Here is a 13341-nt window from a genome sequence, read left to right on the forward strand (position 1 = left end):
GTCCCCACCGACTCAAGGAAAGCCCATGAAGCACACGAAGCAGATCGCGGCGCTGGGTGTCGCCCTCGTCCTCGGCCTCACCGCCTGTTCCTCCGGAGAGACCGCGGACAAGGGGGAGCAGCGTTCCCGGGAGCAGCTGGCGGCTGCCGCGCCGCAGTACAACGCACAGTCGCGCGCGAACCTCAAGGACGGCGGCACGTTCACCTCGGCGGCCACCCTTCCGGACCAGTTCAACCCCTTCCACTCGGACATGACGTTCTCCAGCTGGGAGATCGCCGAGTGGTACAACCCCACACTCTTCCTCCAGGCGGCGGACGGCGAGTGGTCCCCGAACCCGGACTATCTGACGGACGTCAAGGACGAGCTGGTCGACGGCAACCGGCGGGTCACGTACACGATCAACCCGAAGGCGAGGTTCAACGACGGCACGCCGATCGACTGGCGGGCCTTCGAGGCCCGCTGGAAGACGCAGAACGGAGTGAACAAGGAGTACTCGGTCTCCGGCACGAGCGGCTACGACCTGATCAAGTCGGTCAAGGCCGGCACGGACGACCGCCAGGTCGTGGTGACCTACCAGGGCCCCTGGGTGTGGTGGCACGACCACTTCGTGATGCCGCTCCACCCGGCCGCTGCCGAGCCCGAGACCTTCAACACCGGCTTCGTGGAGAACCCTCACAACGAGTGGGGCGCCGGTCCCTACCACGTCACGTCGGTGGACCACCACGCCGGGACCATCGTCCTCGAGCGGAACCCGAAGTGGTGGGGTGAGCCGGGCAAGCTGGACCAGCGCGTCTTCCGGACCTTGGAGCCGACCGCCGAACTGAACGCCTTCCGCAACGGCGAGATCGACGCCGTCAAGACCGTGACCAAGGAGTTCTACACCCAGGTCAAGGGGATGAAGGACGTCGACATCCGCCAATCGGCCATGCTGGCCACCAACTTCGTCACCCTCAACCCGGACTCCAAGGTGCTCCAGGACGAGAGGGTCCGCGAGGCGGTGCTGCGCGGCTTCGACCGCGAGACGCTCCTCAAGGTCAAGTTCGACGGACTCGACTACACCGAGAAGCTCCCCGGTTCCATGTCCCGCTACCCCTTCCAGGACGGGTACCGCGACAACCTCGCCAAGGTCGGCATCACCTACGACGAGGCCAAGGCGAACGAACTCCTCGACACGGCGGGCTGGAAGAGGGGCTCCGACGGATTCCGGGCCAAGGACGGCCAGAGACTCAAGCTGGTGTGGCCGGTCACCGGTGACGACTCGGGCAAGAAGAACATGGCCACCGCCGCGCAGGCGATGATGAAGAAGATCGGCGTCGAGGTGTCGATCGACCAGCGAGCCGGCTCCGAACTCTCGAAGACCCTGAGCGAGAAGACGTACGACGTCTTCAACCTGAGCTGGAACTCCGGCCGGCCCGACTACGGATTCGCGGAGTTCTGCGGCCTGTTCTGCGGGGACCCGTACATGGACGCCGCGACGCAGAAGAGGCTGGCGGAGAAGGCACGGGAGATCAACCTGACCGGAGACAAGTCGCGGCAGATCGAGAAGTGGAACGATCTGGAGGTCGAGGCGTTCCGCACGAAGCTCATGCTGCCGATGCACAACGGGCCGGCCGTCTGGGCGGTGAAGAAGGGCCTGGCGAACTTCGGCGCGAGCCAGTTCCTGATCGGTCCGAAGCAGGACATCGGGTGGCGGAAGTGACCTGCTGATCGACCGTGGGGAGCGCCCGGCGCCCGGGCCCGTACCGCGCGCCGGCCGCTCCCCGCCTGGACGGATCCCCGAGCGAAGGAGTGTCATGCCGAGGCAGATCACGCTGGCCGTCGTGGGGGCGGGCAACCGCGGTGCCGCCTACACCCGGATCGCGCAGGCCACGGGCTTCGGCCGGGTGGTGGCCGTTGCCGAACCGAGGGAGCCGAGGCGCACGGCCATGGCCTCTCGCCACGCGGTGGAACCCGCTCTCGTCGTGGACGACTGGCGGAAACTGGCCGACCGGCCCCGCGTCGCCGAAGCGGTGGTGATCGCCACCCAGGACGCCGACCATGTCGAGCCGGCGGTCCGGTTCGCCGAACTCGGCTACGACGTCCTGCTGGAGAAGCCGATGGCCACCAGCGAGGCCGACTGCGAGCGGATCGTCGCCGCGGCGGAGAAGTCGGGGGCCCTGTTCGCGGTGTGCCACGTGCTGCGCTACACGCCGTACACCCGGACCCTGAAGGCACTCGTCGACAGCGGCCGGATCGGGGACGTGGTCTCCGTCGAGCATCTGGAGCCGGTCGGCTGGCACCACCAGGCCCACTCGTTCGTACGGGGCAACTGGCGCCGCGAGGACCTCGGGTCCTCCATGCTCATGGCCAAGTCGTGCCACGACATCGACTGGCTCGCCCACCTCGTCGGCCGGAAGGCCGTCCGGGTGTCGTCGTTCGGCAGCCTGTACCACTTCCGCCCGGAGAACCGGCCGGCCGGCGCGGCCGACCGCTGCCTCGACTACGGGGTGGAGGAGGGCTGCCCGTACTCCGCCAAGAAGCTGTACATGCCCGCCCTCCCCACCGCCACCCCCGACTCCTGGCCGCTCTCGGTGATCACGGACGATCTCAGCGAGGCCGGGGTACTGCGCGCCCTGGAAACGGGGCCGTACGGCCGCTGCGTCTACGCCTGCGACAACGACGTCGTCGACCACCAGGTGGTCGCCCTGGAGTACGAGGGCGGGGTCACGGCCTCGTTCACGATGACCGCCTTCACGCCCTCGGCCCACCGCAAGACCCGGCTGTTCGGCACCCATGGCTACATCGAGAGCGACGGTGTCACCCTGAGCGTCCAGGACTTCCGTACCGGGGAGTGGGAGACGGTCGACACCCGGGCGGGAGCGGACGCCACGGCCGCCGGCGGTCACGGGGGAGGCGATCACGCCCTGGTCACCGCCTTCCTGGAGGCGGTGCGCAGCCGCGACACCTCCCGGATCCTGTCCGGTGCCCGGGAGAGCCTGGACACGCACCGGGTCGTCTGGGCGGCGGAACGCTCCCGCGCGACGGGCGAGACGGTGGCGCTGTCCTGAGTCACGCGTCGTCAGCAGCCGGACGCATGGTGCTGAGGCAGCATCATGCGTCCAGCTCAGCCCAACCGATCCCTGATCGACGGACTGGCCTGCCTTCAGGCGCTCGCTTCGCACGCCGCGCCCATCGGGTCGCGTGAGCTCGGCAGGATGCTCGGCATGAAGCCGACGCGCGTCAACAGGCTGCTCAAGACCCTGGCGTACGTCGGGCTCGCCCGGCAGGACGCCCACCGCAAGTACCTTCCCGGGCCGGGCATCCACGTGCTCGCGGCGCAGAGCCTGCGGGGGTCGGGGCTGATCCGGCGCGCCCTCGGACCCCTGGAGTCGCTGTTCGACCTCGGGCACCAGGCGGCCATGGGCGTCCTCTGGGAGGACCAGGTCCGCTACCTCTACCACAGCGGCCCCGGGGAGAGTCCCGGCGCCGGCCTGGGCCGGGAGCCTCTCTATCCCGCCGCGGCCTCCGGCCGGGGGCAGGTGCTGCTCGCGCGCCTCGACGACGACGCCCTCCGTGGCCTCTACGACGAGTCGACGGGGCGGCACCCCGTCGCACCGCCCCGCCACCCGGTCGACGTCGACGAGCTCTCGAAAACCCTCGACACCGTCCGCGGGCGCGGCCATGCCCTCGTCAGGACGCTGAAGCCCGCCGGCCACCGCACCCTCGCGGTGGCGCTCGACGGGAGCGACACGGCCGCCATCGGCGTCTCCGGGTGTTTCGCGGACGGCGACGTGCCCGGCCTCCTCTCCCGCCTCGAAGCCGTACGGGACGAGATCGACGCCGCGGATGCCTAGGCCAGGCCCGCGACCTGGGGGTGAGCGCCCAGGTCGCGGGCCACGCGGGTCAGGTGTGGAACAGCTGGGCGCTGGCGGTGGTGTCCCGGTCGCTCACGATCCGCACCCAGTGGGCGCTGAAACCGCTCGGGATGACGTGCGTGGGCAACTGCCCCGCCGGGACGGCGACCTGCGCGACCGCACCGAACCGGCCGTGCCCGTGCACGTCCACCTCGACTGTGAAGGTCGCCTCCTCGGCGCCGAGGTTCTCCAGGTGCACGCACTTCTTGTCGGAGCCGGTCATCAGGAACGGGTCGGACGGCACGCCCGCCTCGACCTCGGCCTCCCACCAAGGCCCGCCCCAACCGGAGGGCTTGCCGAAGTTCCACAGGTCGTCCGTCTTGCCGAACCACCAAGCGGTTGGTGTACGTGCCGTCGACGCCCAGCGTCTCGGGTACGACCTCCATGGACAAGTCCTCGTGGACGCGGCGCAGACTCGCTCCGCCGCCCCCCGTGCGGGAGGGGTGAACCGCCGGTGGCGCCGCGGGGGAGGGTGGATGAACTCTCCGTCGGGATGACGGAGGTGGGGAAATATTCGATATACCTTGTACTGCGTGCCGCTGTGCCGCCCCGTGCCGGCACGCTTCCGGCCCTCTGATTCCCCCCACCCCAGCCGCCTGGAGTCACGCACCCATGCCTCGCATCGCCCGACACCGCAGACGACGCCTGACCCTCGTGACCGCCCCGCTCGCCCTGCTCGTGATCGCCGCCGGTGTCACCATCTCGCAGGTCGCGCAGGAACCTTCGGCCGCGGCCGCCGCCCCGGTCCCCACCCGCACCCCCCTTCCGGGCCCGGGGAAGACGGTCACCGTCGCCGCCGTGGGCGACATCTGCGGCGCGGCGTGCGGCCAGACCGCCGACATCGTGGCCGCCATGGCCCCCGACGCCGTCATCACGGCGGGCGACAACGCGTACGAGAAGGGCACGCTCGCGGAGTTCCAGAACCAGTACGAGCCGACCTGGGGCAGCTTCCATTCGACCACCTACCCCACGCCGGGCAATCACGAGTACTCCACCCCCGGAGGCGCCGGCTACTTCGACTACTTCGAGAGCAAGGGCGTACCGACGGGCGGCCGGGACAAGGGGTACTACAGCTACGACGTCGGCGACTGGCACATGGTCGCGCTCAACACGCACGTCCCCCGCGGGGCCGGCAGCGCCCAGGAGAAGTGGCTGCGGGCCGACCTCGCGGAGAGCGACCGTCCCTGCACCATGGCGTACATGCACTACCCCCGGTTCTCCTCCGGGACGCATGGCGACAACGCCACCGTGACCGCGCTGTACAAGGCGCTCACCGACTACAAGGCGGATGTCGCCGTCGTCGGCCACGACCACCACTACGAGCGCTTCGCCCCGGCGATGGTGGACGGGACCGAGGACGCCGTGAACGGGCTGCGGACCTTCGTGATCGGCACCGGCGGCCGTGGCCTCTACTCCGGCCGTACCACCAGCGCCGGGCCTTCGGAGGTGTTCCACAACAACACGTTCGGTGTCGGGCGCTTCGACCTCTCGGCCACCGGCTACGATTTCACGTTCATGCCGGCGTCCGGGCGGACCTTCACGGATTCCGTCAGCGGCGGCTGCCACACCAAGACCGGCCCGGCCGGAGTTGCGCCGATCGTCTCCGGCGCCGTCTACGAGGTCCGGCTCGCGAGCGGTACCGCGATCGACAACCCGAACTCCTCCAGCACCGCCGGTACCGGCCTCGTCGCGTGGAGCCCCAACGGCGCCGCCAACCAGCGCTGGACCATCACCCGCAACAGCGACGGGACCTTCCGGCTGAGGAACGGCGCCTCGGGCATGTGTGCCGACAACCCCAACTCGTCCACCCGCGCCGGTACGAAGATCATCCAGTGGCCGTGCTCCGGCGCCGTCAACCAGGCGTGGTCCATCGTGCGCAGCGGAACCGGCTACCTGCTCGTCAACGAGGCCGGCGGTCTCGCCCTCACGGCGTCGGCGGCGAGCAGCGGAGCGACGCTCACCCAGGAGCCACGTTCCGGTGGTGCCATGCAGACCTGGCGCTTCGTCAAGCTGCCCTGAGAAACACGCAAGAGGGCTTGCCGGAGAGTCACTGATGTATCTGTCCCACACCCGCGCCTCGGACCGACGGACCGCCGGCGCGGATGCACGACGCGAAGCGCCGGGCCGTTCCGTCTCGGCACTGCCGCCCACCGTGCTGGCGCTCGGCACCGTGAGCCTGCTCACCGACGCCTCCGCGGAGATGGTCACAGCCGTGCTGCCGATGTACCTGGTCTACGGGCTCGGCATCGGGTTCCTCCAGCTCGGCGCGCTGGACGGCCTGTACACCGGCGCCACGGCACTGCTCCGGCTCGGCGGCGGATACGCCGCCGACCGGCTGCGGCGCCCCAAGGCCGTCGCCACGGCGGGGTACGGGCTGTCGGCGCTCACCAAGCTCGCCCTGCCCGCCGTCGGGTCCACGCTCGCCGGCATGGGAGCCCTGGTGGCGGCAGACCGCGCCGGCAAGGGGCTCCGCACGGCGCCGAGAGACGCGCTCATCACGCATGCCGCACCCGAGAAAGACCTGGGCAGGGCCTTCGGCGCGCACCGGGCCATGGACACCTGCGGTGCCCTGCTCGGCCCTCTGCTGGCCTTCGCCGTCCTCTATGCCGTCCCCGGTGGTTACGACACCGCCTTCCTCGTCAGCTTCTGCCTCGCCGCGGCCGGTGTCGTGATCCTGGTGTCCTTCGTGGACGGGGGTACGGCGGCGCGGGCGGGGGAGCGGCTGAGAGGGTTCAGGGACGGGCTCGTGCCGCTGCGGAGCCCCGAGGTCCGCCGATGCCTCCTGGCCACCGCGGTCCTCGGGGTGTTCACCGTCGGCGACATGTCGCTCTTCGTCGGACTCCAACGGCGTCTGGAGGCACCCGTCGAGGCGCTTCCCCTGCTGCCCCTGGCCACCGCCCTGGTCTTCATGGCCGCGGCGGCGCCCGTCGGACGGCTCGCCGACCGCGTCGGGCGACGGAGGATGTTCGTCCTCGGACATGCCTTCGCGGCCTGCGCCTACCTCTTCGTCCTGCTCGCGCCGTTCAAGGGCTGGCCCGCCGTGGCCGTCTCCCTCGTGCTGCACGGGCTGTTCTACGCCGCCACCGACGGCGTGCTGATGGCCTATGTGGCGCCGTACATCGCCGAGGCTGCCCGCACCACAGGGCTGGCCGCCGTGCAGAGCGTGCAAGCGGTCTGCCGGGCCTTCGGCGCCGTCGCCTTCGGCGGCCTCGCCGCCTGGGGCGGGCTCGCCCCGGCCTTCGCCGTCTTCGCCACGGGCCTGATCGCCGCGACCGCGGGCATCGCTCTCCACCTCCGCCGGAGTCCATGATGAAGAACCGCCGTGCCACGGGCGCCGCCCTCGCCGGTGCCTTGATCGCCGCAGCGGCGGGAACCGTCGCCTGGCAGGGGAGCGAGGCCGACAGCCGTGCCGGCGTCCTCGACCTCCGGCGGCCGGGGACCGTGGTCACCGTGGCCCTCGGCGCCTCCCGTGTCGAGCAGTCGACACGGGACGGCCGGCGGGTGGCGGCGGGGCCGGAGTGCACCCGTGCGGCGGTCGCCGCCGGAACCCTCGCCTGTCTGCGCGGACTGCCCGGCCCGTTCTCGTCGGAGATGCGCGTCTACCGCGACGACGCGGCGGCCCCCGTGGCGATCCTGCCCGTATGGGGCGAACCCAGCAGGGCCCGGGTCTCCCCGTCCGGCGACGTGGTCGCCTGGACGGTGTTCCGCTCGGGAGACTCCTACCTCCAGCAGGGCCGCTTCTCCACGACGGCCGGCTACTACGATCTGCGCGACGGCACCCACGTCGGCTCGCTGGAGGACTTCACCGCCGCCGTCGACGGCCGACCGTACCGGGAGGAGGACAGGAATTTCTGGGGCATCACCTTCGCCGCGGACGACCGGACCTTCTACGCGACGATGGGTAGTCGCGGCAGGACCTGGCTGATGCGAGGGGACGCCCGCGCGCGTTCGCTCGTCTCCGTCCGCGAGAACGTGGAGTGCCCCTCGCTCTCACCCGACGGCACACGCGTCGCCTACAAGAAGCGCGTCGACGGCGACCGCTGGCGGCTCCACGTCCTGGACCTGCGGACCCGGCACGACGTCGCGCTCGCCGAGAAGGCGCACGTCGACGACCAGCCCGCTTGGGTGGACGAGGACACCGTCGCGTACGCCCGCCCCCAGGGCCGTGGCCTCGCGGTCTTCACGGTCGCCGCCGACGGTTCGGGCACCCCCCGGCGGCTGATCGAAGGGAGCTCCCCGACCGTGACCACGGTGGCGCCGTCGTCCGGCCGGCGGGCGGAGGGCGCCGCCGCTCCGCTCCGCGGAGGAGCGCCGTAGCCGAGGTGTCACATCCTGAGGCGCTGCGTGGTCAAGAAGGCGAACACCCCTCGCCGTTCTCGTTCGCAGGAGAAGGAGTCTCCCTTGTTCGCCACCTACTTCGTCGTCACCGTCCTCACCGCGGTCCTCAACGGTTCCGCGGCCGTCGCCAATCTCATCGGCCACGACTATCCCAAGAGTCAGGCGGACAAGATGGGCATCCCCCATTCGTGGATGCCTCTGCTCGGTACGGCGATGGGCGCGGGGGCGCTGGGGTTGGTGGCCGGGTTCGCCGTGCCGCCGCTGGGTGTGATCGCGGCCGTCGGGCTCGTGCTGTACTTCCTCGGCGCGCTCTGGGTACACCTCCGGGTCGGTGACCACCAGCTGGGCGCATGGGCCGTGTTCTTCTGCCTGCCCGTGGCCGCGCTGTTCACGAACCTGACTTATCACGACACCTGGTGACCGGCACCGGCGGGATCCTTATGGGTATGATTTTCATGAGTGTATACGCTCGGTGTCGTCACGTGTGAGAGGAGTGGTACGAGGTTGCCGGGAGTCAACACAGCAGCGGGCAGCGGTCGTTGCAGCCTTGACGGAGTCCATGAGGTTCGTCTCGGCCCGGCATCCGCACCGTCTGCTGTCGCAGGCTGCGCGGCGTGCGAGGCCACCGTCACCACCTCATCTGCGGGCTCTGCCGCGTCAGCCGGCCCGTCGACGCGCGTCCCGTCGAGCGCTGCGTGGTGGAGGTGGCCGGCGAGCGGGGCTTCTCGGCGGTGGAGCACACGGTCGAGCTCGTCGGCGTGTGCGCCTCCTGTCACGCGGGTCGTCCCGGTACCTCGTCCCCGTAGGCCGTGGCCCCGGCAGCGCGCCCGGCCCCCTGGTACATGCTTCTTATGTGAACACGTCCGCGCCCGGTCCCGCGGATCCGCTGCCCCGGGTGCTCGTCGTGCTGACCGCGGTCACGGGGATCGTCGACGCGGTGGCCTTCCTGGTCATCGGCGCGCTGTTCGCCATCGGCCTGCCGCCCGTCCAGGGTGAGCCGTCCGCGCGGCGCTACGCGGTGATCGCCTCGACGGCCCTGGCGATGGGCGTGCGCAGCGCGACCATGCGGCGGCTCGGGGCCGTCCTCAACACCACCCTCGTCACCGGCACCCTGGTCACCTGGATCCGGCACTCGGATCTGGGTGGCGGGACGGGTGCCCCCGGCCAGGGTTATCGGGTCGCGGGGCCGGCGGCCGTCTGGGCCGGCGCGGCGATCGGCACGCTGCTGCTGCGCGTCGGCATCACCGCCGCCCTGCTGGTCGCGGCCGCGGGCGTCCTGGGGGCGATGGGGGGGATACGCGGTCTCCCGCGGACCCCGCGACCCGTGAGGCGGCCCGGAGCGGTCCTGCCGACCAGGCGACGACGGCCACGGCGGAGCCCGGCGCCGTCGTGGCCGTCACCTCATCGCGCCCCCGCTCTGCCGAGCCGCCGGACCACTCCCGAGATCAGCTCCGTGAGGGCGGCCACGCGCTCCGGCGTCGCCCGCGACTTGAGCACGGACGAGCTGACCGCGAAGCGCTGCCCCGGGTCGGGGAGACCCGGCACCGCGACGGCGACGCAGAGGACGCCTTCGCTCGTCTCCTGGTCGTCGACGGCGTAGCCCTTCTCGCGGGCCGTCCGCAACTCCAGTCCGCCCTTGGACCGGCCGGGAGCCGGGTCTCGGAGCCCCCTTTTCGGGCTCCGGCGGCATGCTGGTGGGCTCGGACGACCGTGGAATCGACCGACACGAGCCACTCGATGTCGCCCGCCGCGTCCGCCTTCGCCTGCGCGGCCCGCAACATCCGGTCGAACGTCCCGTCCATCGCCCACCTGAGAAACGCGTATGCAGCGTCGCCAGCGGACCATAACGCTCGGGCACATCCCGCCAGGCCGTCCCGGTCCGGAACTTCCACACGATCCCGTTCAGCACCCTACGGTCGTCCAGCCGCTTCCGCCCCCGCAACGACTCGGGCAGCAACGGCCGGACGAACTCCCACTCGGCATCGGACAGTTCATGGCGACGTATCACGACACCATGATCCACCAGCCGTGATCACTTGAGGACGCCGCCTAGAAGAACCCGAGCTTCTTCGGCGAGTAGCTGACCAGCAGGTTCTTCGTCTGCTGGTAGTGCTCCAGCATCATCTTGTGGGTCTCCCGGCCGATGCCCGACTGCTTATAGCCTCCGAAAGCACTGTGGGCCGGGTAGGCGTGGTAGCAGTTCGTCCAGACGCGGCCCGCCTGGATGGCGCGGCCCGCGCGGTAGGCGGTGTTGGTGTCGCGGGTCCAGACCCCGGCGCCCAGGCCGTACAGGGTGTCGTTCGCCGTGCGGATGGCGTCGTCGAAGTCAGTGAAGGAGGTCACCGCCACGACCGGGCCGAAGATCTCCTCCTGGAAGATCCGCATGCGGTTGTCGCCCTCGAAGATCGTCGGCTGGATGTAGTAGCCGCCCTCCAGGTCGCCTCCGTGGCCGACCTGCTGACCACCCGTCAGGATCTTGGCACCCTCCTGCTGGCCGATCTCCAGGTACGAGAGGATCTTCTTCAGCTGCTCGGCCGACGCCTGCGCGCCGATCATCGTCTCCGGGTCCAGCGGGTGGCCCGCGACGATCGCCTCCGTACGGACGACCGCCGCCTCCAGGAAGTCGCCGTAGTGACCCCGCTGCACCAGAGCCCGAGAGGGACAGGTGCAGACCTCGCCCTGGTTGAGGGCGAACATCGTGAAGCCCTCCAGCGCCTTGTCCCGGAAGTCGTCGTCCGCCGCCCACACGTCGTCGAAGAAGATGTTCGGCGACTTGCCGCCCAGCTCCAGCGTCACCGGCTTCAGATTCTCGGTGGCGTACTGCATGATCAGGCGGCCCGTCGACGTCTCGCCGGTGAAGGCGATCTTGGCCACCCGGGGCGAGGAGGCGAGCGGCTTCCCGGCCTCCTCGCCGAAGCCGTTGACGATGTTCAGGACACCCGGCGGCAGCAGGTCCGCGACCAGGCTCAGCCAGTAGTGCACCGACGCCGGGGTCTGCTCCGCCGGCTTCAGCACGACCGCGTTGCCCGCCGCCAGCGCCGGTGCGAGCTTCCACACCGCCATCAGGATCGGGAAGTTCCACGGGATGATCTGCGCCACGACCCCCAGCGGCTCGTGGAAGTGGTACGCCACCGTGTCCTCGTCGAGCTGGCTGAGCGAGCCCTCCTGCGCCCGCAGCGCCCCCGCGAAGTAGCGGAAGTGGTCGATCGCGAGCGGGATGTCGGCGGCCAGCGTCTCCCGGACCGGCTTGCCGTTGTCCCAGGTCTCCGCGACCGCGAGCGCCTCCAGGTTCGCCTCCATCCGGTCGGCGATCCTCAGCAGCACCCCCGCCCGCTCGGCCGCCGAGGTGCGCCCCCACGCCGGCGCGGCCGCGTGCGCCGCGTCCAGGGCGCGCTCGACGTCCTCGGCCGAGCCCCGCGCGACCTCGGTGAACGGCTTGCCGTCGACCGGGCTCGGGTTCTCGAAGTACCGGCCGTCGGCCGGGGCGACGTACTCGCCGCCGATCCAGTGGTCGTAGCGCGGCTGGTACGCCATCAGCGCGCCCTCGGTGCCGGGCGAGGCGTAGCGGGTCATGGGCAGACCTCCCTGCGGGTCGGACGGATCCGGGTCCTGGCCGCCGGGCCACCGTGAGCGGGGCACGCGGACGACCGGGCCGTGAGCAGGCGCGCCCGCCGTCCCGGCCGGAGCGCTCTCCTCACCGCCGAGTGTGCGCGAGCGGACGTTGCAACCCCGTTGCACCGGAGGACAGTTCCTCCTCCAGGGCGTCGAGCCGGGCGCGTACCGGAGCCAGCTGCGCCGCCGGCACGGCCGCGCACAGCGCCCGCCACACCTCCACGTCCTCCTCGCCCCACGCGCTGTACGCCCAGTCCGCCAGCAGCCGCGGATCCGCCCGCGCCACCAGAGCCGCCCGCAGCCGGTCCGCCAGCCGGTCCCGCAGGCGTACCACCCCGGGCGCGGCCGATCCCGGCAGCAGCGGGCCCGCGTACTCCCCGGCGGCGACCGCCACCGCCCCCGAGGCGAGCCGTCGGTCCACCGCCGTGAAGTCCGCGTCCACCGCGACGGCGAGGCGGTACGGGCGCGAGCGCAGCAGCTCCGGGCCGAGCAGGGCCCGCAGCCGGGACAGCTCCGCGCGCAGCGTCACCGGTGTGACCGACTCGTCCTCGTAGAGGAGGGTCAGCAGTTGTTCCCCCGTCACCCCCTCCGTGCGGTGCGCGAGCACCACCATGATCTCGCTGTGCCGTCGGCTCAGCCGCAGCCGCCGTCCGTCCACCGTGAGCAGCGCCTCGTCCCGGCCGAGCGCGGTCAGCCGGGGGCGGTCCGGCGCCGGGGGAGGGGCGAGGAGCGCCAGCTGGGTCTCCGCCGCCCGGGCCACGGCCCGTACCAGGCCGAGGCTGTGCGGGTGGGCGAGCCGCTCGCCGCCGGTGAGGTCGACGGCGCCGAGGAGCCGGCCGCTGCGCGGATCGTGCAGCGGCGCCGCCGCGCACGTCCAGTCCCGTACCGGCGGCCGGAAGTGCTCCGCGGACACCACCTGCACCGGGCGGCCGACGGCGAGGGCGGTGCCCGGCGCGTTCGTCCCGGCGGCGGCCTCGGCCCAGCCGGCCCCGGCCACGAAGTTCATCCGCCGCGCCTGCCGCAGCGTCGCGGGGTCCCCCTCGACCCAGAGCAGCCGCCCGCCCGCGTCGCACACCGCGAGGACGTGCCCGCCGTCCAGCGCGTCCGCGCCGAGCAGTTCCCGGATGACCGGCATGACGACGGCCAGCGGATGCCCCTCCCGGTACGCGGTCACCTCCGCCTCCTCCAGCTCCGTCGGCGCCGCCCCGTCCCGGCTCACCCGGGCGCGCTCCGACCTTCGCCACGACTCCGCGACCAGCTCCCGCACCGCCGCCCGCGCTCCCGGCCGCCGCTCCGGTCCCGACTCCCGCGGCCCGCTCCTCCGTGTCGACGTCGCCTCGCTCAACTCGGCCTCCCCATCGAGGACGTACGGCTTCCCGGCGCACATCGTCGTGGCCCCGCCCGCCCCCGACAAGCACCCGGGAGGGGCCGCATATGCCACCTGTCCGGGAGCCGCGGGTCCCGCTGCCCGCGCGAGCCTCGCGCGGGAGCCGGAGGA

12 protein-coding genes and 2 pseudogenes are annotated in these 13341 nt (G+C 71.6%); 9 read left to right on the top strand and 5 right to left on the bottom strand.

From position 1 onward, the window contains the following. Positions 1-25 precede the first annotated feature (25 nt). The 3 genes from ACF1BN_RS08820 (at position 26) to ACF1BN_RS08830 (ending at position 3833) form a co-directional block, all read left to right on the top strand. The gene (locus ACF1BN_RS08820; RefSeq protein WP_392330880.1) at positions 26-1699 is read left to right on the top strand and encodes an ABC transporter family substrate-binding protein; all 1674 of its coding nucleotides are present in this window, start codon (positions 26-28) and stop codon (positions 1697-1699) included. Between the two features lie 94 nt (positions 1700-1793). After that, positions 1794-3047 (top strand): Gfo/Idh/MocA family protein, encoded by a 1254-nt coding sequence (locus ACF1BN_RS08825; protein ID WP_392330881.1) that lies wholly within the window; start codon positions 1794-1796, stop codon positions 3045-3047. Positions 3048-3092: 45 nt separating this feature from the next. Then, entirely contained in the window at positions 3093-3833 is a 741-nt protein-coding gene (locus tag ACF1BN_RS08830) for an IclR family transcriptional regulator (protein ID WP_392330882.1), read from the top strand. A gap of 49 nt (positions 3834-3882) precedes the next feature. Here the strand turns inward: ACF1BN_RS08830 and ACF1BN_RS08835 are convergent, their stop codons facing one another. Then, positions 3883-4137 carry a hypothetical protein gene (locus ACF1BN_RS08835; RefSeq protein WP_392330883.1) on the bottom strand — a complete coding sequence of 85 codons (255 nt, stop codon included), beginning with the start codon at positions 4135-4137 and terminating at the stop codon, positions 3883-3885. A 368-nt stretch (positions 4138-4505) separates the two neighbouring features. Here ACF1BN_RS08835 and ACF1BN_RS08840 point away from each other — a divergent pair, with 368 nt between their 5' ends. The 6 genes from ACF1BN_RS08840 (at position 4506) to ACF1BN_RS08865 (ending at position 9831) form a co-directional block, all read left to right on the top strand. Then, entirely contained in the window at positions 4506-5912 is a 1407-nt protein-coding gene (locus ACF1BN_RS08840; protein ID WP_392330884.1) for an RICIN domain-containing protein, read from the top strand. Between the two features lie 34 nt (positions 5913-5946). Then, positions 5947-7203 (top strand): MFS transporter, encoded by a 1257-nt coding sequence (locus tag ACF1BN_RS08845; protein WP_392330885.1) that lies wholly within the window; start codon positions 5947-5949, stop codon positions 7201-7203. After that, positions 7203-8210, top strand: a complete 1008-nt coding sequence (locus ACF1BN_RS08850; RefSeq protein WP_392330886.1) for a TolB family protein — start codon at positions 7203-7205, stop codon at positions 8208-8210. The genes ACF1BN_RS08845 and ACF1BN_RS08850 overlap by 1 nt, the downstream gene beginning before the upstream one ends. An 84-nt stretch (positions 8211-8294) precedes the next feature. After that, positions 8295-8651 carry a DoxX family protein gene (locus tag ACF1BN_RS08855; protein ID WP_392330887.1) on the top strand — a complete coding sequence of 119 codons (357 nt, stop codon included), beginning with the start codon at positions 8295-8297 and terminating at the stop codon, positions 8649-8651. A 194-nt stretch (positions 8652-8845) separates the two neighbouring features. Continuing rightward, on the top strand, positions 8846-9037 hold the full coding sequence (locus tag ACF1BN_RS08860) for a hypothetical protein (RefSeq protein WP_392330888.1): 192 nt from the start codon (positions 8846-8848) through the stop codon (positions 9035-9037). A 131-nt stretch (positions 9038-9168) separates the two neighbouring features. Next, a complete protein-coding gene (locus tag ACF1BN_RS08865) occupies positions 9169-9831 on the top strand; it encodes a DUF1275 family protein (protein WP_392331016.1) in 663 nt (220 codons plus the stop codon). Here the strand turns inward: ACF1BN_RS08865 and ACF1BN_RS08870 are convergent. From ACF1BN_RS08870 to ACF1BN_RS08885, 4 genes and pseudogenes are all read right to left on the bottom strand, one after another. Continuing rightward, positions 9732-10091: pseudogene (locus tag ACF1BN_RS08870) on the bottom strand (IclR family transcriptional regulator C-terminal domain-containing protein); the annotation flags it as partial. The gene ACF1BN_RS08865 and the pseudogene ACF1BN_RS08870 overlap by 100 nt on opposite strands. Beyond that, a pseudogene (locus ACF1BN_RS08875) lies at positions 10054-10254 on the bottom strand (transposase); the annotation flags it as partial. The pseudogenes ACF1BN_RS08875 and ACF1BN_RS08870, both read right to left, overlap by 38 nt. 26 nt (positions 10255-10280) lie before the next feature. Continuing rightward, entirely contained in the window at positions 10281-11804 is a 1524-nt protein-coding gene (locus ACF1BN_RS08880; RefSeq protein WP_392330889.1) for an aldehyde dehydrogenase family protein, read from the bottom strand. A gap of 121 nt (positions 11805-11925) precedes the next feature. After that, complete coding sequence (locus ACF1BN_RS08885; protein ID WP_392330890.1) at positions 11926-13230, bottom strand: GAF domain-containing protein; 1305 nt, start codon at positions 13228-13230, stop codon at positions 11926-11928. Positions 13231-13341: the final 111 nt, after the last annotated feature.

The sequence above is a fragment of the Streptomyces sp. NPDC014861 genome, from assembly GCF_043081625.1.
Lineage (GTDB): Bacteria > Actinomycetota > Actinomycetes > Streptomycetales > Streptomycetaceae > Streptomyces.